Origin of the sequence: Flexivirga meconopsidis (assembly GCF_026162425.1) — a bacterium.
Classification (GTDB): domain Bacteria; phylum Actinomycetota; class Actinomycetes; order Actinomycetales; family Dermatophilaceae; genus Flexivirga; species Flexivirga meconopsidis.
In genome coordinates, this window is the sequence record NZ_JAOBQJ010000001.1 from 350,912 (window position 1) to 373,109 (window position 22,198).

The 22,198-nt window shown below is 67.7% G+C and carries 22 protein-coding genes; 18 read left to right on the top strand and 4 right to left on the bottom strand.

The genetic code is table 11. The features are described 5' to 3' along the window. The first annotated feature begins 63 nt into the window (after nt 1-63). From paaZ to N2M23_RS01730, 5 genes are read left to right on the top strand one after another with little or no spacing between them, the layout of a single operon-like run. A complete protein-coding gene (gene paaZ / locus N2M23_RS01710) occupies nt 64-2,121 on the top strand; it encodes a phenylacetic acid degradation bifunctional protein PaaZ (protein ID WP_265442818.1) in 2,058 nt (685 codons plus the stop codon). Between the two features lie 47 nt (nt 2,122-2,168). After that, a complete protein-coding gene (locus N2M23_RS01715) occupies nt 2,169-3,221 on the top strand; it encodes an iron-siderophore ABC transporter substrate-binding protein (RefSeq protein WP_265442821.1) in 1,053 nt (350 codons plus the stop codon). Further along, on the top strand, nt 3,214-4,242 hold the full coding sequence (locus N2M23_RS01720; RefSeq protein WP_265442822.1) for a FecCD family ABC transporter permease: 1,029 nt from the start codon (nt 3,214-3,216) through the stop codon (nt 4,240-4,242). The genes N2M23_RS01715 and N2M23_RS01720 overlap by 8 nt, the downstream gene beginning before the upstream one ends. Further along, on the top strand, nt 4,239-5,285 hold the full coding sequence (locus N2M23_RS01725; protein ID WP_265442823.1) for a FecCD family ABC transporter permease: 1,047 nt from the start codon (nt 4,239-4,241) through the stop codon (nt 5,283-5,285). The genes N2M23_RS01720 and N2M23_RS01725 overlap by 4 nt, the downstream gene beginning before the upstream one ends. After that, a complete protein-coding gene (locus N2M23_RS01730; protein ID WP_265442824.1) occupies nt 5,282-6,133 on the top strand; it encodes an ABC transporter ATP-binding protein in 852 nt (283 codons plus the stop codon). Before N2M23_RS01725 ends, N2M23_RS01730 begins: the two co-directional genes overlap by 4 nt. Here N2M23_RS01730 and N2M23_RS01735 read toward each other — a convergent pair. Further along, entirely contained in the window at nt 6,057-6,770 is a 714-nt protein-coding gene (locus tag N2M23_RS01735; protein ID WP_265442825.1) for a CPBP family intramembrane glutamic endopeptidase, read from the bottom strand. The genes N2M23_RS01730 and N2M23_RS01735 overlap by 77 nt on opposite strands. Nucleotides 6,771-6,861: 91 nt before the next feature. Between N2M23_RS01735 and N2M23_RS01740 the strand changes: the two genes are divergently transcribed. Further along, on the top strand, nt 6,862-7,845 hold the full coding sequence (locus N2M23_RS01740) for an NAD(P)H-binding protein (protein ID WP_265442827.1): 984 nt from the start codon (nt 6,862-6,864) through the stop codon (nt 7,843-7,845). A gap of 59 nt (nt 7,846-7,904) precedes the next feature. Continuing rightward, a complete protein-coding gene (locus N2M23_RS01745) occupies nt 7,905-8,252 on the top strand; it encodes a LapA family protein (protein WP_265442828.1) in 348 nt (115 codons plus the stop codon). Nucleotides 8,253-8,276: 24 nt separating this feature from the next. On the opposite strand, the gene N2M23_RS01750 is transcribed toward N2M23_RS01745, so the two are convergent. Then, complete coding sequence (locus N2M23_RS01750; protein ID WP_265442830.1) at nt 8,277-8,459, bottom strand: hypothetical protein; 183 nt, start codon at nt 8,457-8,459, stop codon at nt 8,277-8,279. A 93-nt stretch (nt 8,460-8,552) separates the two neighbouring features. Beyond that, nucleotides 8,553-8,807: a hypothetical protein gene (locus N2M23_RS01755; RefSeq protein WP_265442832.1), complete on the bottom strand. Its 255-nt coding sequence runs from the start codon at nt 8,805-8,807 to the stop codon at nt 8,553-8,555. 84 nt (nt 8,808-8,891) lie between these two features. Here N2M23_RS01755 and N2M23_RS01760 point away from each other — a divergent pair, with 84 nt between their 5' ends. The 8 genes from N2M23_RS01760 (at nt 8,892) to N2M23_RS01795 (ending at nt 18,026) form a co-directional block, all read left to right on the top strand. Then, entirely contained in the window at nt 8,892-10,346 is a 1,455-nt protein-coding gene (locus tag N2M23_RS01760; protein WP_265442834.1) for an MFS transporter, read from the top strand. A gap of 43 nt (nt 10,347-10,389) precedes the next feature. Continuing rightward, entirely contained in the window at nt 10,390-11,154 is a 765-nt protein-coding gene (locus N2M23_RS01765; protein ID WP_265442836.1) for a hypothetical protein, read from the top strand. Nucleotides 11,155-11,355: 201 nt separating this feature from the next. Continuing rightward, nucleotides 11,356-11,802: a YdhK family protein gene (locus N2M23_RS01770; RefSeq protein WP_425270170.1), complete on the top strand. Its 447-nt coding sequence runs from the start codon at nt 11,356-11,358 to the stop codon at nt 11,800-11,802. A gap of 74 nt (nt 11,803-11,876) precedes the next feature. After that, the gene (locus N2M23_RS01775; RefSeq protein WP_265442838.1) at nt 11,877-13,178 is read left to right on the top strand and encodes a cytochrome P450; all 1,302 of its coding nucleotides are present in this window, start codon (nt 11,877-11,879) and stop codon (nt 13,176-13,178) included. Between the two features lie 96 nt (nt 13,179-13,274). Then, nucleotides 13,275-14,351, top strand: a complete 1,077-nt coding sequence (locus N2M23_RS01780; RefSeq protein WP_265442840.1) for an oxygenase MpaB family protein — start codon at nt 13,275-13,277, stop codon at nt 14,349-14,351. 246 nt (nt 14,352-14,597) lie between these two features. After that, the gene (locus N2M23_RS01785; RefSeq protein ID WP_265442842.1) at nt 14,598-15,995 is read left to right on the top strand and encodes an HNH endonuclease signature motif containing protein; all 1,398 of its coding nucleotides are present in this window, start codon (nt 14,598-14,600) and stop codon (nt 15,993-15,995) included. A gap of 91 nt (nt 15,996-16,086) precedes the next feature. Next, nucleotides 16,087-16,968, top strand: coding sequence for an SAM-dependent methyltransferase (locus N2M23_RS01790; protein ID WP_265442844.1), 882 nt, complete (start codon nt 16,087-16,089; stop codon nt 16,966-16,968). 53 nt (nt 16,969-17,021) lie between these two features. Then, nucleotides 17,022-18,026: an aldo/keto reductase family protein gene (locus N2M23_RS01795; protein WP_265442845.1), complete on the top strand. Its 1,005-nt coding sequence runs from the start codon at nt 17,022-17,024 to the stop codon at nt 18,024-18,026. Nucleotides 18,027-18,156: 130 nt separating this feature from the next. On the opposite strand, the gene N2M23_RS01800 is transcribed toward N2M23_RS01795, so the two are convergent. Beyond that, nucleotides 18,157-19,098 carry a pirin family protein gene (locus N2M23_RS01800; protein ID WP_265442847.1) on the bottom strand — a complete coding sequence of 314 codons (942 nt, stop codon included), beginning with the start codon at nt 19,096-19,098 and terminating at the stop codon, nt 18,157-18,159. Between the two features lie 44 nt (nt 19,099-19,142). Here N2M23_RS01800 and N2M23_RS01805 point away from each other — a divergent pair, with 44 nt between their 5' ends. From N2M23_RS01805 to N2M23_RS01815, 3 genes are all read left to right on the top strand, one after another. After that, on the top strand, nt 19,143-19,577 hold the full coding sequence (locus tag N2M23_RS01805; RefSeq protein ID WP_265442848.1) for a MarR family winged helix-turn-helix transcriptional regulator: 435 nt from the start codon (nt 19,143-19,145) through the stop codon (nt 19,575-19,577). Between the two features lie 28 nt (nt 19,578-19,605). Beyond that, on the top strand, nt 19,606-20,580 hold the full coding sequence (locus N2M23_RS01810) for a pirin family protein (protein ID WP_265442849.1): 975 nt from the start codon (nt 19,606-19,608) through the stop codon (nt 20,578-20,580). 162 nt (nt 20,581-20,742) lie between these two features. Further along, the gene (locus N2M23_RS01815; RefSeq protein ID WP_265442850.1) at nt 20,743-22,185 is read left to right on the top strand and encodes a cytochrome ubiquinol oxidase subunit I; all 1,443 of its coding nucleotides are present in this window, start codon (nt 20,743-20,745) and stop codon (nt 22,183-22,185) included. Nucleotides 22,186-22,198 lie beyond the last annotated feature (13 nt).

The window sequence follows — 22,198 nt, forward strand, 5'->3', positions numbered from 1 at the left end:
TGACCGAGCGGTCTGTATTACCGTATGGCGGGCCAGGCACCCGACCCGCAACGGAGATCTCCCATGAGTGCAGTCCTGCCGAGTTACGCCGCGGGCCGTTGGTTCGCACCCGACGACGGCGCGCCGCTCCTCGACGCGAGCACCGGCGAGGAGATCGTGCGCGTCTCCAGCTCCGGCCTCGACTTCGCCGCGATGGTCGACTACGCGCGCCAGACCGGGGGACCGGCGATCCGGGCGCTCACCTTCCACGAGCGCGCAGCGCGACTCAAGGCGCTCGCCAAGACGCTGTCGGAGCGAGCCGTCAAGGACGCGTTCTACGATCTGTCCTTCCGGACCGGCGCCACGCAGCGCGACTCGATGGTCGACATCGACGGTGGCATCGGCACCTTGTTCGCCTATGCCAGCAAGGGCACGCGGGAGCTGCCCGACGGCAAGGTCGTGCTCGACGGCCCGGCCGAACCGCTAGGAAAGGGAGGCACTTTCGTCGGTCAGCACGTCTTCGTGTCGCGACCAGGAGTGGCCGTGCAGATCAACGCCTTCAACTTCCCCGTCTGGGGGATGCTCGAGAAGCTCGCGCCGGCCTTCCTCGCCGGACTGCCTTCCATCGTCAAGCCCGCGAGCCAGACCGCCTACCTCACCGAGGCCGTCGTGCGGCAGATCGTCGACTCCGGTCTGCTGCCGGCAGGGTCACTGCAGTTGGTCAGTGGTTCGGCCGGCAACCTGCTCGACCACCTCGGCGCGCAGGACTCGGTGGCCTTCACCGGCTCGGCGCACACCGCCGACATCCTCCGCCAGCACCCGTCGGTGCTGCACGGGGGTGTGCAGTTCGGGGTCGAGGCCGACTCGCTCAACTGCTCGGTGCTCGGCACCGACGTCACCGTTGACGACCCGGAATTCGAACTGTTCGTCAAGGGCGTCGTCACCGAGATGACCGTCAAGGCCGGTCAGAAGTGCACCGCCATACGGCGGGTGATCGTGCCGGCCGGGATCGCCGACGACGTCGTCGCCGCGATCAGTGACCGACTCGCCAAGGTCACCGTCGGCAAGGCCGATGCCGAGGGTGTGCGGATGGGCGCGCTTGCCTCGCTCGGCCAACGCGACGAGGTGCGCAAGGCAGTCGAGGCGCTGCGGACGTCGTCCGAGATCGTCTTCGGCAACCCGGACGACGTGACGGTCGTGGGAGCCGACGCCGAGAGCGGTGCGTTCATCTCGCCGATCCTGCTGCGCGCGCAAGACGGAGCCCGCGAGGTGCACGACGTCGAACCGTTCGGTCCGGTCAGCACCGTGATCAGCTACGAAACCCTCGACGAGGCAATCGAACTCGCGGCTCGCGGCAAGGGCAGTCTTGCGGGTTCGGTCGTCACCCACGACCCGGAGGTCGCGCGCACGATCGTGCTCGGCCTTGCTCCCTGGCACGGCCGGATCCTGGTGCTCGACCGGGACGATGCCGGTGAATCCACCGGGCACGGGTCGCCGCTGCCGATGCTGGTGCACGGGGGTCCAGGTCGTGCGGGCGGTGGAGAGGAGCTCGGTGGCATCCGCGGGGTGCTGCACCACATGCAACGCACCGCGATCCAGGGTTCGCCGGACATGGTGACCGCGATCGGTGGGCGGTGGACCGCCGGTGCGCAGCGACGCGAAGGCGCCATACATCCCTTCCGGAAAAGCCTGGCAGAGCTGCAGATCGGCGACACGATCAGCAGCGCCCAGCGCGAGGTGACGCTGGAGGACATCAACACGTTTGCCGAATTCACCGGCGACACGTTCTACGCGCACACCGACCCCGCGGCCGCCGCGGCGAATCCGCTCTTCGGTGGCATCGTCGCCCACGGATACCTGGTCGTTTCACTTGCCGCCGGACTCTTCGTCGAGCCGAATCCGGGTCCGGTGCTGGCCAACTTCGGTGTCGACAACCTGCGCTTCCTCACCCCGGTGAAGGCCGGCGACACCATCGCCGTGACGCTCACGGTCAAGCAGGTCACCCCACGTCTGAATGCCGACTACGGCGAAGTGCGTTGGGATGCCGTTGTCGCCAACGCCGAGGGTGACCCCGTTGCGACGTATGACGTGCTCACCCTCGTGGCAAAGACGTGGCCGCAGGAGGCCGACGACCAAGGCTGAGCGGTACCCGGTTTACCACGCAGGCCAGGTGAGGTTAGCCTTACCTCATGCTCGAGAACCGAACGTCCCGCCGTGCCCTTATCGCCGGCACCGCCGCTCTTCTTGTCGCAGGTCTGACCGCCTGCGGCTCGTCCTCAGGAGGCAGCGCCGGCGCATCCGGCACCGGCTCCGCGTCCGGCAAGGGTGCCTCCTTCACCCCGGTCACGATCAAGAGCGCCCTCGGCGACGCGAAGATCTCCGAGAAGCCGAAGCGGGTGGTCACGCTCGGGCAGGGTTCGACCGAGACCGCGATCGCGCTCGGGGTGACTCCGGTCGGCATGGAGTCCTACCCCTGGGGCAGCGACCAGAAGACCGGCTATCTGCCGTGGATCTACGACGCGGTGAAGGCCAAGAACGGCACGCTGCCCAAGCAGTTCACCGGAGGCACCGAGCTGGACATCGAGGCGATCCTCGAGCTCGACCCCGACGTCATCCTGGCCCCGTGGTCGGGCATCACGCAGGCGCAGTACGACAAGCTCAAGGAGATCGCGCCGACCGTCGCCTATCCCGACAAGGCGTGGAGCACCGATTGGGATCAGCAGATCACCACGATCGGTCAGGCGCTCGGTGAGTCTGACAAGGCCAAGGGCTTGATCACCACGATCGACGACCAACTCGCGCAGGTCGCCAAGACCCACCCGAAGTATGCCGACACCAGCTTCGTCTACACCTACACCGACGGGCCGGGGACGCTCGGAGTCTTCCTGCCCACCGAGCAGCGCTCGGCGATGCTCACCAAGATGGGCCTCAAGGTCGATCCGGTCGTGAAGACGTTGAAGGAGAAGGACGGCACCGACTCCGCCGTCATCGGCCTGGAGAACGCCGACAAAATCTCGAAGGCCGACCTGATGTTTACCTTCTACTCCGACGCGAAGACCAAGAAGAGCATCGAGGCGCAGCCTCTCTACGCGAAAATACCTGCCGTCAAACGTGGTTCGGTCGTGAGCAGCGACGACCCGTCGTTCGTCACCGCATCGTCGATGATCAATCCGCTCACGGTGCCGTGGGTGATCAAGCGCTACCCGCCGATGATCGACGCGGCCATCGCGAAGGTTGGCTGACACCCGCACGCTCACCCGGCAGGAAGCCCCGGCGGCGGGCTTCCTGCCGTGGCGCGTGCCCGCACTGGCCGCCTTGGTGGCGCTGCTTCTCGTCGCAGTGCTGCTCAGTCTCGCCTTCGGCTCGAAGGCGCTGTCCTTCGGGCAGATCTGGACGGCGGTCGGCGGCGGAGGCCCGGAGCACGTCCGCGACGTGCTCGACAGCCGGGTGCCACGAACCGTGCTCGGTCTGCTGGTGGGGGGCTGCCTGGCCGTGGCCGGCGTCGTCATGCAGGGGCTGTCCCGCAACCCGCTCGGCGACCCCGGGTTGCTCGGGGTCAACGCCGGCGCAGCCACCGGCATCGTCGTCTCGACGGCGTTCCTGCACCTGCCCGGCAGCCCCACCTGGGCGGCTTTGCCGGGCGCGTTCCTGGCGATGCTGATCGTCACGACGATGGGGTCGGGGCGGCGCGGCGTGGTGCCGGTGCGGCTGGTCCTCTCCGGTGCCGTGGTGACTGCGGTGCTCACGGCAGTCATCCAGGCGATCACTCTCACCCACCCGAATGCCTTTGACGATTACCGCTATTGGGCCGTCGGCTCACTTGCCGGCGGCGGCGCCGACGTCATGGAAATCCTCCCGTGGGCGATCATCGGCCTGGTGGTCGCCGGTCTGCTCGCCACCTCGCTCAACGCGCTGGCGCTCGGGGAGGAGATAGCCATCTCGCTGGGCTCCAATCCGGCCGTGACGCGCTGGGCCGGCATCGCCGCGGCGACGGTGTTGTCCGCGGCCGCCACCTCGGCCGCCGGGCCAATCGCGTTCGTGGGCCTTGCCGTTCCGCATCTTGCTCGTGCCATCGTCGGCCCGGATCATCGCTGGCAGTTGCCGGCGGCACTGCTGATCGGACCCAGCCTGCTGCTGATCGCCGACGTCGTCGGCCGGCTGTTGTTGCGCCCGCAGGAGTTGCAGGTCGGCGTGGTCACCGCGTTCGTCGGCGCGCCGGTGCTGTTGTGGCTGGTCCGGCGGACGGCGGGTGAGTCGTCGTGAGTGCCGTGGACGGTCTGTCGACCCGTCGGGTCGGTATGACGGGGCGCGTCGTGCTGCACGTCAGCCCGCGAGCGGTGGTCGTCGGCGCGGTGACTCTCGCGCTCCTGGTCGTGCTGGGCATCCTGACCCTGACGATGGGCAAACTGGGCATCCCGCCCGGTGGGTTGTGGACCGCGATCAGCGGGCACGCCGACGGCAAGGAGAAGTTCGTCTTCGAGGAGCTGCGCGGGCCGCGCCTTTCCGTGGCGGTCGGCGCGGGCGCGGCGCTCGGCGTCTCCGGTCTGCTCTTCCAGTCCGGCACCCGCAACCCGTTGGCAAGTCCCGACGTTGTCGGCATGACGGCGGGTGCCGGCGCTGGAGCCGTCGTGGCGAGTCTGTGGATCCCATTGCTACCGCTCGGCATCGGCGCATTTGCGGGCGCCGCAGTCGCCGCCGCACTCGTCTACCTTTCCACGGGCAGCGGATTTGCGGTGCCCAGCCGGATCATCCTCGCCGGGGTAGGCGTCTCCGCGATGGCGACCGCCTTCATCCAGTACGTCGTCATGGTCAAGGACCAGGACGAGTCCCTTTCACTGGCGGGCTATCTCGCCGGCACCCTGTCGGCCCGCACCTGGGGGCAGGCACAGTTCGTCGGCCTGGCGTGTCTGGTGCTGCTGCCGTGTGCGCTCGCGCTGGGCCCGCGGCTGCGCCTGATGGAGCTGGGCGACGCAATGGCCGACTCGCTCGGCGCCCGCGCCGGTCGCACTCGCAGTCTCGCCATCCTGATCGCCGTCGCACTGTGCGCGGCCGCGGTGAGCGCTGCCGGCCCGATCGCGTTCGTCGCGCTCACCGCGCCGCAGATCGCCCGCAGGCTGGTCGGCGGTCCGCACGGCGCGGTTGTGGTCTCGGCGTTGACCGGTGCGGTCGTCCTGGTCGCCGCCGACCTGTGGGTCCAGCAGGCCGGCTGGCTCGGTGACCTGCCGGTCGGCATCCTCACCGCCGCGTTCGGCGGCGTCTACCTCGGGGTCCTGCTCGTGAAGGAATGGAAGAAGGGAAGCGCATGAACCGCCTCGCCGCGCGTGGCCTCACGCTGTCCTACGGCAACCGGGTGGTCTGTCGTGACCTCACCCTCGACCTGCCCGACGGGGCGGTGACCGCGGTGATCGGCCCGAACGGCTGTGGCAAGTCGACGCTACTCAAGGCGCTCGGCCGGGTACTGACCCCGACCTCCGGGCAGGTGCTGCTCGACGGACGGCCGGCAGCGTCATACAAGACCAAGGAGGCGGCACGGGTGGTCGCGATGCTGCCGCAGACGCCGGTCGTCCCGGAGCAGATCACCGTGCGAGATCTGGTGGGGCGCGGTCGTTTTCCCTATCACTCGCTGCTGCGGCAGTGGTCGCCGGACGATGACGAGGCGGTGCAGAGCGCGATGGAGCGGGCGGGGGTGGCTGACCTTGCGACGCGTCCGGTCGCGGAGCTGTCCGGCGGTCAGCGACAGCGCGTCTGGCTTGCCATGGTCGTCGCCCAGCGCACTCCCGTGCTGCTGCTCGACGAGCCGACGACCTACCTCGACGTCGCGCACCAATACGAAGTGCTCGACCTGTGCCGTGACCTACGCGACCTCGGCATCACGGTCGTCGCCGTGCTGCACGACCTCAATCAGGCGGCTCGATACGCCGACCACCTGGTGGTGATGAATTCCGGCGACGTCATCGCGCAGGGCGCGCCCGGGGACGTGCTCAGCGCCGACCTCGTGCAGGAGGTGTTCGAGCTCGCGAGCACCGTCATACCGGACCCCGAGACGGGCACTCCGATGGTGGTGCCGCGGGCCCGCGCTACCGCCCGGTCGGTGAGCGGTCGAAGCGATGCACCATCGGCGGCAACACCAGCAGCATCCCCGTCGACCAGGTGAGATGTATGACGGCAGGCCCGATCACATCGCCGGTGGCACGCCGGTCGAGCGCGGTGATCGTGCCGAGCACCCCTGCTGCAAAGACCAACATCGGATTGCCGGTGGCGCAGGTGACGAGGGTGTAGATGGCCGTGCTCGTCAGGACCGGGTGCACGCCCGGCAGATCGACCGCGTCGTAGAGCGGGCCCCGGAAGAACAACTCCTCGGTGACGCCGGTGAGTAGCGCCAGCCCGATGACCGTTGGCAGCGAGCCGTGCCTGGCGTGGTCGACGACGGCACGAATCCGGTCCCGTAGCAATGGGATCCGGGTAGTCACGACCGCACCCGCCGAGAAGACCGCGACCGCGCCCGCCCCGATGATGGCCGGCCGCACCACCGACCGCGTCAGCGTCGCCGGTCGCACCAGTTGACGCAGTGGCCGAGGGGAGCCGGCGACGGCGCCCGCGGTCCAGGTCGAGGCGAGGACCACCGTCCACCGCCGAAACTTCCGGCCACCCGGCGGGCTGGTGATGGCGGTGCGCAGCACCGGCGCGCCCGCGGCAATGGTCACCGCACTCGCCCAGCGCGCTCGCCGCAAGGCCGCCGGGCGGCGGCTGCCACGCGCGAAAGTCCCCATGGAACCGACCAATCCAGCCACGCGGCCACTTTAGACACAACGGCTGGGCGACCGACCATGCCATCCGTTGGGGTGAGGCGGCGCGGCGGCGAGGTGCTCTACTGTCTCGATCGTGGCTGCCCAGACGCGTCAAGGCGTGCTTGTGACCGGTGCGAGTGGATACGTCGGCGGCCGGCTGATCCCGCTACTGGTCGATGAGGGACTCCAGGTGCGCGCGGCGTTCTTACCCGATGAGGACGCCGACCGGTTTCCGTGGTCGGACCGGGTCGAGGTGGTGCGGATGGACGCACTCGACCCGGATTCGGTGGCGAGTGCGGTCGACGGCGTCGACGCCGTCTACTACCTGATCCACGGGATGGGCGGCGACGACTTCGTCGCCAAGGACCGGCAGAGCGCACAGATCCTTGCGCAGGCAGCTCGCGAGGCCGGGGTCGGGCGGCTGGTCTACCTGTCCGGCATCGTGCCCGATGTCGACGACCAGGACGAGCTGTCCGACCACATCACCTCCCGTCGTGAGGTTGAGCAGATCCTCACCGACTCCGGCATCCACACCGTCGCGCTCCGCGCGGCCATCCTGCTGGGTAGCGCGTCGACGTCATACGAGATCGTCCGGCAGATCTCCGAACGCCTTCCCGTGCAAGCGATTCCGACCTGGATGGACTCACGAGTGCAGCCGATCGCGGTCGACGATGCGCTCGCCGCGCTCGTAGGTGCGCTTTCGGTGGAAGGCAGCTCTCGCTCCTACGACATCGGTGGGCCCGAGGTGCTCACCTACGCGGAGCTGCTCGACAGATTTGCCGCCGACGCCGACATCGACCGCAAGCAGGTCAAGGTGCCTCTGGTCCCTACTGCGGTCGTGGGCAAACTCACCGGCCTGATCACCGACGTACCAGCTCCGACGGTCGAGGCGCTCGTCGAGAGCCTGCACCACGACATGGTGGCCCACGAGGACGACTTTCGCGCCGACCTGCTCGCCGACGGCCACCGGCTCACCGAGCTGGACGACGCCCTGCGCCGGGCACGGGGTGATGATCCGGATGATCCCCTCGCGCCGCGCCGCACGGACCCCGAGTGGGCCAGTTCCCACCCGGCGTGAGCCGAGCCGCATACGCTTGGCAGCAAACCTGATCCGTTGCACACGAGAGGAATTCGGCGATGTCGACCCCTTACGACAACGACCCGCAGCGGCCCGATCTCGGCCGAGCCGAGCAACGTGCCGGCGATGTCCGTGAGGGCGACCTCCGGCAGGACCGGGCCGTCGAGCGCGGCGGTCACGGCGGATTCATCGCCGGCCTGGTGATCGCGGCGATTCTGTTGATCCTCATGGTCATCTTCATGTCGCAGAACTCCGCGAGCACCACCGTCAGCTTCTTCGGCTGGGAGGGGACGGTGTCGCTTGCAGTCGCGCTGCTCGTGGCGTTCGTCGCCGGGGTGTTGCTCGTCGCGATCCCCGGCTACCTGCGCGTGCTGCAGCTGAAGCACCGGGTGCGCAAGCTGCGCTGACCCGCTCCGGCTACCGTCGCGGGATCAGCCGAGTTGCCCGGCAAGCCAGGCGAGCGTGACCGGCAGTGCGTCGGCCTGGTAACCCTTCGCGTGACGGGCGCCCGGGATCGTCTGCACGACTGACGGGACACGGTGCTCGGTCAGCGCGGCGCCGAGGCGACCGACTCCCGCGACGGGGACGAATCGCGGTCCGAAGACCGTCTTCAACGGCGACCGGCTGCTACAGGTCCTCGACCCGTTCGGCAACCTGATCGGCTTCGTTACCCGGAGCCGCAGCTGACTCCGGTCGGCGGTGTCGGCTCAGTGCCCGAGCTCGCGGATGCGCAGCCACTCCACAGCGTCGGCTGGGCGCATCGGCGACTCGAGGTCCTGCTCGCAGAGCGTGCCGATGAGCTCGTGCAGAGCGGTGCGTTCGTCGTCGAGGATGCCACTTCGGGTCAGTGACTCCAGTGTGTAGGTCGCCTGCCGCAGCAGGTCGCCGGTCGTCCAGTCTGCCTCCGGCATCGGGTATTGCCGTTCCCGGATCGACCAGAGCACTCGGTCCATCAGCTTCATGCCTCCCAGCGTCGCTGGCGTTGCTGCGTGCCGCCTGAAGGACCCCTCTACGCCAGGTAGGTATCAGTCATAGGCTGTCGATCGATGACAACTGAGCAGACGGCTGCGGGAGCAGCGACCAGAGCACCCGACCCGAACCGTTGGCGGGCACTCGCCGTCTGCCTCGTTGCCGGCTTCATGACCCTGCTCGACGTGAGCATCGTCAACGTCGCCCTGCCCAGCATTCGCGAAGGCCTCGGCGCGGGACCGAACGCGCTGTCCTGGGTGGTTTCCGGATACGCCCTCGCGTTCGGTCTGCTCCTCGTGCCGGCCGGTCGCATCGGCGACGCGCGGGGTCGACGCCCGACCCTGATCGTCGGGCTCGCGGTCTTCACGCTCGCCAGTGCGGCGTGCGGATTTGCGCCCAACGCAACCCTTTTGGTCGTGGGCCGCGTCATACAAGGCCTTGGTGGAGGGCTCGTCAGTCCAACGATCAGCGGACTCATCCAGTCGATGTTCCAGGGCGTCGAGCGCGCCAAGGCATTCGGTCTCTTCGGTGCGACCGTGGGCATCTCGACCGCGATCGGTCCGCTTGCCGGCGGTCTGCTGATCCAGCTGTTCGGCACCGAGAATGGTTGGCGTTCGGTGTTTTTCGTCAATCTGCCGATCGGGGCTCTCGCGATCCTGCTTGCGTTGCGCTGGGTGCCGCACCACAAGCGGGCCCGCGGTGAGCGCAGCCGCGACGACCTCGATCCGGTCGGCGTCGTGCTGCTCGGTCTCGCGGTGCTGCTGGTGATCCTGCCCTTCATCGAGCAGGAGTCGTGGCATTCCAACGCCCGGCTGTTGCTCTTCCCCGCCGCCGCGATCATGCTTGGCATCTTCATCTGGTGGGAACGCCGGTATCGCCGGCTCGGCAATGTGCCCGTCGTCGACTTCCGGCTCTTCCAGCGGTCCAGCTTCTCGCTCGGTGTCGCGCTCGGCACGCTCTACTTCGCCGGCTTCACCGGGATCTTCTTCATCTACGCACAGACGCTGCAGGAGGGCCTGGGTTACAGCGCACTCGAATCCGGGCTGGCAGCAACGCCGTTCGCGGTCGGATCCGCCGTCGCGGCGGCCCTCGGCGGCCGGCTGGTGACCAAGTACGGTCGTCCGCTCGTGGTGGTCGGTCTCGTGGGGATTTTCGTCGGCACCATCGCGCTGGCGATCGTCGCCGGTCAGGTGCGCAGCAGCGATCTCGGTTGGGCGGGCGCCCTGCCCATGCTCATCGGCGGCCTCGGCAGCGGCCTGGTGATCAGTCCGAATCTCACGCTGACCGTTTCGGAGGTGCCGGTGCGCCAGGCCGGAGTCGCCGGCGGTGTGCTGCAGACCGGCCAGCGCATCGGATCGGCCGCCGGCATCGCGATCACCGGCAGCGTCTTCTACGGTGTGCTCGCCGACGGCGGTCGCCCCGACTTCTCCACCGCCCTGGTGCACGGCCTGATCAGCGTGGCCGCATTCGTTGCCGCGTCGCTGCTCGTCGGGCTGGCCGATATCGCGACGGCAAGCCGCCGGCGCGCCTGATAGGGGTATGGCGCAGACTCGTCCTCGGTGGGAGACTCCGCCCATGGGGGAGCACACAGCGCCACAACTCACACCGGCACAACCGACGCCGGGCCACTTGAGCCACGCTGCACCGGGCTGGTGGCGTTCCCAGCGGCACCTGCTCGGGGTGTTCCTGGTCGCGATGTGGGTTGCGTGGTTCGGCGTCACGCTCTGGTCGGCGCCCCACGAAGAGACCGCGGGCGACCTGCGTAATGCGGTGAGCAGCGGCGACGTCAAGGCATGGGACCGCTCGTCGCGCGCACCCGACGGCCTGCTGTCCTCGACCGGATTCGGACCGGGCAAGGGCATGGGCAATATGACCGGCACTGCGGGCACGATCATCGAATGGCAGGACGCCAGCGGTCAGCGTTACTGGGCAGATGGTGCCGACCTGGTGCAGCCCCTTGAGCCGCAGTCCGCACCACAGACCAACGGCGATGCCGGCCGTGTCCTCGATCAGTGGATGGTCCAGCAGGGCGCCCCGGACCGACGACTCGACATCCCGTCGGTGCCGCGCTGGCTGGGGGTCGGCTTCTGGGCCTTCGGGATCGCCGCGATCGTGTTCGGATATCAACCGAGGCGCGGCAACCGATGGTTCTGGTTCTGGCTCAGCAGTCTCACCCTCGGCCTGGGGGTGCTGGCGTATGCCGTCTTTGAGTGCATCCGCGATCCGAAGCAAGCGGCGCGTCCGCACGGTGGCGTCACCGGGCTGGTCTGGGTCTTCGCCGGCAAGCTGGCGATCTCGTTGGCAGTGCTGCTGATCGGCGCGATCGCCGTCCGCATGTGAGAAGCTCCCGTCATACCCCATAGGGGTAAGTGGTATACACGGATCGTCCGTTCGACGATCCGAGGAGTTGCTGTGCGTAGGACCACCTGGACGAAGTTTGGCGCGATCGCGAGTGTTGCCGGAGTGGTGGCTGTCGCCGGATGTTCGAGCGGTCGAGGGGCCGGTGCCGAGTCATCGGCGCCGATGAGGTCAGCCTCGTCGATGGCAGGCATGCAACATGGCATGGACGGCGGCTCGGTGCCGAAGGGCATGAAAGCCGCTGCAAATCCTAAGTTTCCGGTCGGCAGCGAGGTCGTGCTGACTGCGGACCACATGCCCGGCATGAAAGATGCCAAGGCGAAGGTTGTCGGCGTCTATGCCACCAACACCTACGCGGTGAATTACACGCCGACCACCGGTGGTGCGCCGGTCAAGGATCACAAGTGGGTCGTGCAGCAGGAGCTCAAGGGTGCTGGGGCCGGCCGCCTCGCCGACGGCACGCAGGTCACGCTCGCGACCGACCACATGCCCGGCATGGACGGTGCGAAGGCCACGATCGCCGGGTCCACGACCGAGCCGGTGTATGCCGTCGACTACGACATGAACGGCATGACGATGAAGAATCACAAGTGGGTCGTGCAGGACGAGATGAAGGCTGCCAGTTCCTGACACCGCTGGCGGTGGTGATCCAGATCACCTAACCTGGCTGGGTAACTACACCTGTCGTAAAGCTGGGAGACGTGATGACCGCGATCGACGAGGTACGACGCAGCGTCCGCTGGGGTATCGGGCACGCCTTGCCTGGCACGTTCATGCGGATCGGCGCGCGACGCGGCGATCTGCAAGGTCAGTTGGCGACGCGGGCAAAGACGGACTCGACCGACGAGCTCGTGCCGATCTTCGAGCAGATCCGCGCCGAAGGGCCGATGGCGAGATCACGGATCGGCTATGCGACCGTCGATCACGCAGCCGTGCGAGAAGTGCTGTCCAGCAACGATGTTCGCGCTGGCATCGGTCTGGGTGACGAGAGCATGTTGACTCGCGCGCTCGGCTGGGCGGCGCGTCCCGGCATACATCCGGTTGAACCGCCGTCGATGCTCGCGACCGAGCCGCCGGACCACACCCGCTACCGCAAATTGGTCACCAAGGTCTTCACCGTGCGGGCCGTCGACCAGCTGCGGGACCGCACCGAGAAATTCGCGGCCGCACTGCTCGACGCCATCCCAGCCGGTCGCGAGGTCGACCTGGTCGACGCCTATTGCGCGCAACTGCCGGTGCAGGTGATCGCCGATGTCCTCGGTGTGCCGGAGAGCGATCGGCGGCGCGTGCTGGAGATGGGCACCGCAGCCGCGGCCAGCCTCGACATGGGCCTCGGCTGGCGCGAGTTGCGCACTGTTGAGCTCGCGCTCGACGCTTTCGACGCCTGGCTCGGCGAGCATCTCGTGCGTCTCCGCCGGGAGCCGGGCGTTGATCTTTTCAGTCAGTTGGTCCGGGCCAGCGACGAAGGACAGCAGCTGACCGAGAAGGAGCTCAAGTCGACCGCGGGCCTCGTGCTCGGGGCAGGGTTCGAGACGACGGTCAACTTGCTGGGCAATGCGATTCGGTTGTTCGACGAGCATCCTGACCAGCTGCAGATTCTGCGGGCGGAGCCGGAGCTGTGGCCCAACGCGGTCGACGAGATCCTCCGTCTCGCTCCGCCGGTGCTGTTGACCGGCCGCCAGGTGGTGCGCGACGCCACGATTGCCGGCGTGCCGGTTAAAGGCCAGCAGGTGATCATGACCGTGCTTGCCGGGGCCAACCGCGATCCGAAGGTCTTCAGCGACCCGGATCGTTTCGACGTACGGCGGGAGAACGCGCGCGATCACGTGTCGTTCTCCGCGGGTCGGCACTTCTGCCTCGGTGCCGCGCTTGCCCGCATGGAGGGCGAGGTCGCGCTGCGGTCCTTCTACGACCGGTTCACGCAGGTGGAGTTGCTGGCCGGTGCGAAGCGTCGGCCCACCCGAGTCCTGCGTGGTTGGGAGCACCTGCCGGCGCGGGTGCGCTGACGCCCGCAAACACGGATCACTTTACAAACTGGTTCAATTTGTAAAGTGATCCGTGTAAGGTGCGTCACATAGCAATCACCGACCCCGGAGACCACCATGCGACGCACCACTGCCCTCACCGACCGGCTTCGCCGTGGTCGGCACGCGAAAAAGTCTGCGCAGGCTCAGGATTGGGGATTCTTCGGTCCAGACTCCGTGTCGTGGAAGGTCTGGTCCTATCCGACGTCGTTCTGGCTCGGCTTCTCCCGTGCGGTGACGATCGAGGAGCTGGATCCGTTGCTTGTCGCATCGGTGCAGGAGAGCGGACAGGTCAAGCAGCGCACCCCGCTGCGCTACGACCGCACGCTGCAGTACTTCGCCACCGTCATCTTCGGCGATGCCCAGTCGGTGCTGAAGGCGTCCGAGATCCTGGTCAAGGTGCACTCGCGGGCGATCGGCACCGACCCGGTGACCGGCAAGCGGTATGACGCCAACGACCCAGAGTCGCAGCTGTGGATCCACCTGACCGCGTGGCACTCGATCCTCTACACCTACGAGCGCTTCGGCCCGGGCAAGCTCTCCGCCGAGGACGAGGCGCGCTATTGGCAGGAGTGCGCGCTCGCCGCGGAGTTCCAGACGATTGACCCCGACCGCGTCCCGCGCAGCCGCGAAGGCATCCGGCAATACTTCGAGGACTATCGCCCGCAACTTGTCGGATCCGAGTTGGCACGCGACATGTTCCAGTTCCTCGCCAACATGGAGCTGCACTCGATCCCGCATTCGGTGCCCTACGCGATCCGCTGGACGATCAACGCCTTCATGAGCCGCGCGGTCATCTCGACCTTCCCGCGGTGGATGCGCGACCTCGGTGGCACTCCGCAGAGTCGAGTCACCGATGCGGTGATCACCGCGGCGACGAAACCCGTTGTGCGCGTAGCCAACTGGAGCCCGCGGGTGAAGCTCGCCGTCATCGGTTTCCTGTCACCCCGCACCCGTCCGGTGCTGACGCCCGTCTTCCGCGACATCGACCCGGTCGAGAAGGTCGTCTACACCCCGGCGGAAGCCCGCGGGAAGTTCGGCTTCGACACCATTCCCGCGCAGTGGGCCGCGCTGACGGCGAAGACGAAGGCCAAGGCGTACGAACACAACCACCACGACCCGGTCCTGGAGTTCGCCGACGCGCAGGCGTCCTGAGCTGTTCCTCGCTCGGCCGGTCGATGTGCGGGGCTTCGGCGACTAGCTGCGAGTCTGTTCGTGGGTCAGCTCGCGATCCACGACATCGACGTCGCGGCATTGTCCGACTCGTTTGGGCAGCGGCGCGGGCGGGCGGATGCTCGCTCCATCCCCAGCAGTTGCGTTCGGGCGCGCTCCGTTGTCGGTGGTCGACGTTATGATGATCACCACGACGAAAACCACTGCGGCGGAAGGAGATTCGAGCCTATGTCTCTCGATTCTGCCTTGCCGCTGCCGCAGCCTCCGGACGTGCCAGAGCGTCCGGACGTGCCTGCCGGGGCGGTGCGGGTGCCGGTTGAGCCGGGTCGTGGGCCGGTCGTGCTGGAGCGGGTGCGGGAGCTTGCGGCGTTGCTGGATGAGGTGCCGGACGTCGTCCATCAGCTCGGCGACGCGCAACTGGAGTTGTTGACGCAAGTGTTGTTGCGGCTGCACGGGCGGTCGGCTCAGGTTGCCGCGGTGGTCACCGCGGATGCGGTCGACCGGGGCACGGTCGCGGGCTCGACGGCAGCGAACACCACCCAGTGGGTATGCCGGCACGCCGCGGCGGCTGGGGTGCCGGTTGAACCGGTGGAGGCGAAGTCGATCGCGGTGGTGGCGGAGGCGTGCCGGGAACCGAAGAACGCGGTGATCGCGGCAGCCGTCGCACGCGGGTCGTGCACGGTGTCGACGGCGCGGGCCGCGTTGACCCATGCGGACAAGGTCGCGCCCGTGGTGCCGTCCGCGGACCGGGGTGAGGTGTTGTCGTGGTTCCTGCAACTCGATCCGTCGCTCGGGGTCAAGGGTGTGCAGGCGTTGACGCGGAAGCTCCTGGCTACCTACGCATCGGAGGCGTTGTCGGCGCAGGACGCGAAACTCGAGCAGGTCGAAACCCTGACCTGGGGCACCACGGCCACGGGGATGACGCGGTTGGTGGCTGAGTTGGCGCCGGCGAATGCTGCGGTGGTGAAGGCGGCGATCACCGTCGGCTCCGCACCCCGACCCGCCACCGCAGACCAGACGCCCGGTGCCGGTGACCCGACCGTGGCCACCGGTGCCAGTAAGACCGTGCGGGATGACCGCACCCCGGGCAAACGCCGTGCCGACGCGTTGATCGAGTTGGTGACCGCTGGCGCACGCGTCGCCGATGGTGGAGCGGTACCGGTGGGGTCGGCGGCCACGGTCCTGCTGACGATGGACCTCAAGTCGCTCACCGACGGCATCGGTGGGGCGACCACCCCGACCGGTGACGTCCTCGACGCGGGAGCGGCCCGGCGGGCCGCGTGTGACGCGGACCTGATCCCCGCAGTGCTGGGTGGGCCGAGTCAACCGTTGGATGTGGGCCGGCGAGAACGCCTGGTCACCAAGGGGTTACGCGCGGCCGTGCTCATACGTGATGGCGGGTGCACCTTCCCCGGCTGCGATCGGCCACCGGGTTTCTGCGAAGTCCATCATGTGACGCCGTGGTGGGCCGGCGGCGAAACCAGCCTGACCAACTCCGCCATGCTCTGCTGCCGACATCACCAGGAAGTCCACCGCCGAGGGTTCACCGCACAAGTCCGCCCCGACGGCGTGACCTGGGACCTCACCGACGGCCGCATGCCCGGCCACACCCACGCGGCGGCCTGACGCCGGGGAGGCGAAGTACCTGTCGAATCTTGACCGTTTCTTGGGTCGCACGGGATAGCTACCCCTCGGTAACAAAAGAGACGATCAATGTATGGCGAACAGTGCGCGTGACGAGTGGGACATCATCAGCGGGGTCGGGCTCACCGCCCTCATCGTGGCCGCAGGCCGGGCGGTCGAATCGCATCGCCCCGATCGGCTGGTCGACGATCCGTGGGCTGAGCGCTTCGTGGCGGCAGCTCGCCCGCCGAAACCGCTGCCAACCAGGCCGCTGCCGGCGTCCGACACCTCGCTCACCGCGACATGGCAGATGATGTCGACCTACATGGGGGTCCGGTCACGTCTTTTCGACGAGACCCTGCTGGCGGCCGCCGAGGCCGGTGCGCAGCAAGTGGTGATCCTGGCGACCGGGCTCGACACCCGGGCACATCGCCTGGAATGGCCCACGGGCACAACCGTTTTCGAAATCGACCAGCCCAGAGTCCTCGACTTCAAGGACCTCGTGCTCGATCGGTATGACGCCAGCCCCGCCACGGACCGCCGCGTGATACGGGTGGACCTGCGGGACGACTGGTCCGGGGCGCTGCTCGAGGCCGGATTCGACCCGTCGTTGCCGTCGGCATGGCTGGCCGAGGGGTTGCTGGCCTACCTGCCGACCGAGGCGGAGCGAGACCTGCTCTCGACGATCGACAAGCTCGCGGCACCCGGCTCCCGGGTCGCCGTGGAGGACTTCACGACACTCAGCGGGCAACTCGACGACCCCGAGCTCGTGCGGCTGTCCGAAGAACTCGGGGCGGACATGAAACAGTTGCTCGACACCGGCGAACGCACCGACCCCGGCGCATGGTTCACCGACCACGGCTGGCAGGTGCAGACCCAGACGGCGGCTGCGGTCGCAGACGGCTACGGGCGTGAATTCGACCGACTGACAAAGCGGTTCAACGCCGACTCCCGATTTGTCATCGCCCGCCGCTGATCGGACGCAAACCCGCGGCCCGTCGCTGCGGCCGGCGGCGTAACGTGCGGAGCATGGACTTTCGCTACCTCGGCAATTCAGGTCTGAAGATCTCCGAGATCACCTACGGCAACTGGCTGACCCACGGATCGCAGGTGGAGAACGAGCAGGCGGTGCGGTCGGTGCGCGCGGCGCTCGACGCCGGCATCACCACCTTCGACACCGCCGACGTCTACGCGAACACCGCGGCGGAGACTGTGCTCGGCGGTGCACTCGCCAGTGAACGGCGCGAAAGCGTGGAGATCTTCACCAAGGTCTACTTCCCGACCGGCCCCAAGGGCCCCAACGACACCGGTCTGTCCCGCAAGCACATCATGGAGTCGATCGAAGGCTCCCTGCGCCGGCTGCGCACCGACCACGTCGACCTCTACCAGGCGCATCGCTACGACTACGACACTCCGCTCGAAGAGACGATGCAGGCCTTCGCCGACCTCGTCCGACAAGGCAAGGTGCTGTATGTCGGGGTCAGCGAGTGGACCGCCGATCAGCTCAAGGCCGGGCACACGCTCGCGAAAGAGCTTGGTTTCCAACTGATCTCGAACCAGCCGCAATACTCCATGCTGTGGCGGGTCATCGAGGAGAAGGTGGTGCCGGCCAGCGAGGAGCTCGGCATCTCCCAGATCGTCTGGTCACCGGTCGCGCAGGGCATCCTGACCGGGAAGTACAAGCCGGGTGAGCAGCCGCCGGCCGGCAGTCGCGCGACCGACGAGAAGGGCGGCGCCGACATGATCTCGCGGTTCATGAACGACGAAACCCTCACCGGCGTGCAGAAACTCGCGCCGATCGCGCAGGATCTCGGACTCACGATGGCGCAGCTCGCGGTGGCCTGGGTGCTGCAGAACAACAATGTCGCTAGCGCGATCATCGGCGCCTCGCGGCCCGAGCAGGTAACCGACAATGTCAAGGCGTCCGGGGTCAAGTTGGACGACGAGACGTTGCGCCGCATCGACAACGCCATCGGCGGTCTCGCCCAGCGCGACCCCGCCCAGACCAAGTCCCCGGAGCACCGGCTGACCTGAGGGGTATGACGGGGGTCTCGATACGCCGGCCGTCGGCTCGCAGGCTCGCCGGCGCCCGGCTACTCGACCAACCCCGATGCTGATCGAGCCGGGCTGGCCGTATCGAGATCAGGTCCAGGTCAGGCCAGGATCACGCCGACCGCCGACGGCCCTTGCGTGGCTTGAGGCGCACCGCAGGCAGGTCGGGCGCGGGGATGCGATCGACCTCGCCGACATACCCCTCGACCGTGCCGAATCGCCCTGTGTCGGCTTGCCATTCGTCTCGCGCGGCGACGATCTCCTCGTGACTGCGGGCCACGAAGTTCCACCACATCATGATGTCCTCGTCGAGCGGCGTGCCGCCGATGAGGATGACGCGGGCGCGTTCGTCGCCCGACGTCAGTCGCAGCAATGTCTGGCCGGTTTCGACCACGCCGAGCTCGGTGCGCTCCAGCAGCAGCGCCTCGTCCTCGCTCGCGTCTCCGGGCGCGAGGGTGACCTCGCCGTCGTCGACGATCACGCCGTGCTCGAAGTCCGGGTCCACCTCCAGGTCCAGCACCGTGCCCGGCTCGAGGTGCAGCTCGGCCGCGACCAGCGGGCTGAATGTCCGCACCGGCGATGAGGCACCACACAGTGACCCCACGAAGACCCGGGCCGTCGCGCCACCGGCCAGCACCGAAAGTTCGGTGACCGCGGTGACGAAATGGTCGAAGCCGTTTTCGCTGTCGCGGGTCGCATCCGGCTGTGCGACCCACAACTGCACGCCGCGCAGCGACCCCGCACGCGACACCTCCGAGTGGCTGATGCCGTTGCCGGCGGTCATCAGGTTGACCTCGCCCGGTCGCACCAGCTGCGTGTTGCCCGCGCTGTCGCGGTGCTCGATCTCGCCGTCGAAAAGCCAGGTCACCGTTTGCAATCCGCAGTGCGGGTGCGGCGGCACGTCCATCGGCGTCGTCGACGGGCCGAAGTGATCGGCGAAGCACCAGGCTCCGACGAGGGTGCGGTCGCGGTGCGGCAGGGTGCGCTGCACGAAGATCGCGCGAAGGCCGCCGAGCGGCACCTCGCGCGCTTCCAGGCGTTCGAGAGTTGTCACGGCATACAGGCTAACTCTCAAATTTGAAGCTAGGCTTCGAATCGATGGCACAGTCGAGAACGACCACGTGGCGGTCCTACTTCGAGTCGAGCATCCTGCTACAGACCCGGTTGGATGAGCAGCTGCGCGCCGACTCGGGTATGTCGCTGTTGGAGTACCACCTGCTGCTGCTCCTTGTGCAGGCCGACGGCCGGATGCGGATGGGCGAACTCGCCCGCGCGATGGTCTTCTCCAGCAGCCGGCTCACCTACCAGGTGGGCGTGCTGGAGCGGCGCGGTTGGGTCAGTCGCCGGCGCGACGAGCACGACGCCCGGGTCAACTGGGCGTGCATCACCGCGGCCGGCCGCACGGCGTTCCAGCAGGCCGGCCGCCCGCACCTCGCGCTGGTGCGCAGCCTCTTCCTCGACGATCTGTCCGATGACGAACTCACGGTGCTGGACCGGGTGTTCACCCGATTGCTCGACGACCTACGGGAATAATTCAAATCTGAAGGAAGTTGTGGCCGATATGCCTGCTGTCACAGTCGAGAACATCCTGACCCTGCCCCGCGTGTCGACCCCGGCGCCGACCGCAGTCGATCGGCCGGTGCGGTCGGTCACGACCGCCCCCAAAGGCTTTGAGGGCGAAGGCTTTCCGGTGCGTCGCGCCTTCGCCGGCGTCTCGATGGCCGACCTCGACCCGTTCATCCACATGGACCAGATGGGCGAGGTCGAATATGCACCCGGCGAGCCGAAGGGCACGCCCTGGCACCCGCACCGCGGCTTCGAGACCGTCACCTACATGATCGACGGCGTCTTCGAGCATCAGGACAGCCACGGCGGCGGTGGCAGCATCACCGACGGCGACACCCAGTGGATGACCGCCGGCTCGGGGTTGCTGCACATCGAGAAGCCGCCGGAGCAGTTGGTCATGTCCGGTGGGCTCTTCCACGGCCTGCAGCTGTGGGTCAACCTGCCCAGCACCCAGAAGATGTCCGACCCGCGCTACCAGGACATCCGCAGCAAGGAGGTCTCGCTGCTGTCGAGCAACGACGGCGGCGCCCTGCTGCGCGTCATCGCCGGTGACGTCGACGGCCACTCCGGCCCCGGCGTCACCCACACCCCGATCTCGGTGATCCACGCGACCGTCGCCCCGGGTGCCCGCGTGCAGCTGCCCTGGCGCAAGGACTTCAACGCGCTCGTCTACGCGCTCGCCGGCCGCGGGAGCGTCGGCACCGAGCGGCGTCCGATCGAGTCCGGTCAGCTCGCGGTCTTCGGCGCCGGTGATGTCATCGAGTTCGCCGCCGACGACAGCCAGGAGTCGCGCAGCCCGAGCCTGGAGCTCTACATCATGGGCGGCCAGCCGATCCGCGAGCCGGTTGCGGCATACGGCCCGTTCGTGATGAACACCCGCGACGAGCTGGTCCAGGCGTTCGAGGACTTCCAGGCCGGCAAGCTCGGCACCGTCCCGTCCGAGCCGCACCCGGGGCACGACGTCCTCTGATCCGTATGACGGGAGCCCCGTCCACCCAAGCCGCGGGCCCGGGCCGTTCGTCGGCCCGGGCCCCGCGGTGTTTGCGAACAGTTCAGCCCGATCGTGCACGCACTACTACTTCAGGTAGTAGCATCTACTACGACAATGAGTAGTAGATGAAGGGGAGCCAGCGTGGACGCCTTGGACCTGGCGCGGTGGCAGTTCGCCATCACGACCGTGTACCACTTCCTGTTCGTGCCGATCACCATCGGGCTGTCGGCGATCGTGGCCGGGTTTCACACGTGGTACCTGCGCACTCGGACGCCCGAAATGCTCCGGCTGGCAAAGTTTTTCGGCAAGCTCTTCACGATCAACTTCGCGCTCGGACTGGTCACCGGCATCGTGCAGGAGTTCCAGTTCGGGATGAACTGGTCGGAGTACAGCAAGTTCGTCGGTGACATCTTCGGTGCCCCACTCGCGTTCGAGGCACTGCTCGCGTTCTTCCTCGAGTCCACCTTCCTCGGCCTCTGGCTCTTCGGCTGGGGGCGACTGCCGGAGAAGGTCCACGTCGCCTGCATCTGGATCGTGCACATCGGCACCGTCCTGTCGGCGTACTTCATCCTCGCGGCCAACTCGTTCATGCAGCACCCGGTCGGCTGGCGCTACAACCCGCAGTCCGGGCGCGCCGAACTCACCGACTTCGTGGCCGTGCTGACCAACAAGGTGCAGCTGGTTGCCTTCCCGCACGTGCTCGCCTCGGCATACCTCGTCGGCGGCTCCGTAGTGCTCGGCATCGGGCTCTGGCTCATGCGCAAGCACCAGCAGGACCGCGGCATGTACCGGAAGGCGGCGCGGGTCGGCGCGGTCGTCACGCTGGTCGCCGGTCTGGGCGTCGCGATCTCCGGCGACTCCCAGGGCAAGGTGATGACCGAGGTCCAGCCGATGAAAATGGCTGCGGCAGAAGCGCTTTACACCACCCGCGACAGCTGCGCGGAGTTCTCCATCTTCACTGTCGGCTCGCTCAACGGTGAGAAGGAGCGCTACGCGATCACCGTCCCCTGTCTGCTGAGCTTCCTCGGCACCGGCTCGTTCCAGGGCAAGGTCGAGGGCATCAACGACCTCAAACGGGAGCTGCCGGCGCAGATCACCCAGGAGGCGCAGGCCAGACAGGAGCCGCTGCGCTACGTGCAGCCGCCGGACGCGGTCTTCACCCCGAACATTCCGCTGGCCTACTGGTCGTTCCGGTTGATGATCGGTGTTGGTATGGCGTCGTGCGCGGTCGCGGTGCTCGCCCTCTGGTTCACCCGCAAGCGCCGCGACACCATCCCGCGCTGGATGGTCTGGGCCGCGATCGCGACGCCGTTCCTTCCGTTGCTGGGCAACAGTTTCGGCTGGATCTTCACCGAGACCGGCCGACAACCATGGCTCGTCTACGGCGTCATGACCACCGCCACCGGAGTGTCCGGCAACTCGGCCGGCGCCGTGATCACCTCGATGGTCGTCTTCACGCTCCTTTATGCCGCACTGGCCGTCGTCGAGGTCAAGCTCTTCCTCGACTACACCCGCCGCGGTGCCGACCCCTACCACCCGACGAAGCAGACGGCCGAGGACGAGCCGTTGGCCTTCTCCTACTGAAGGAACGGGGAGA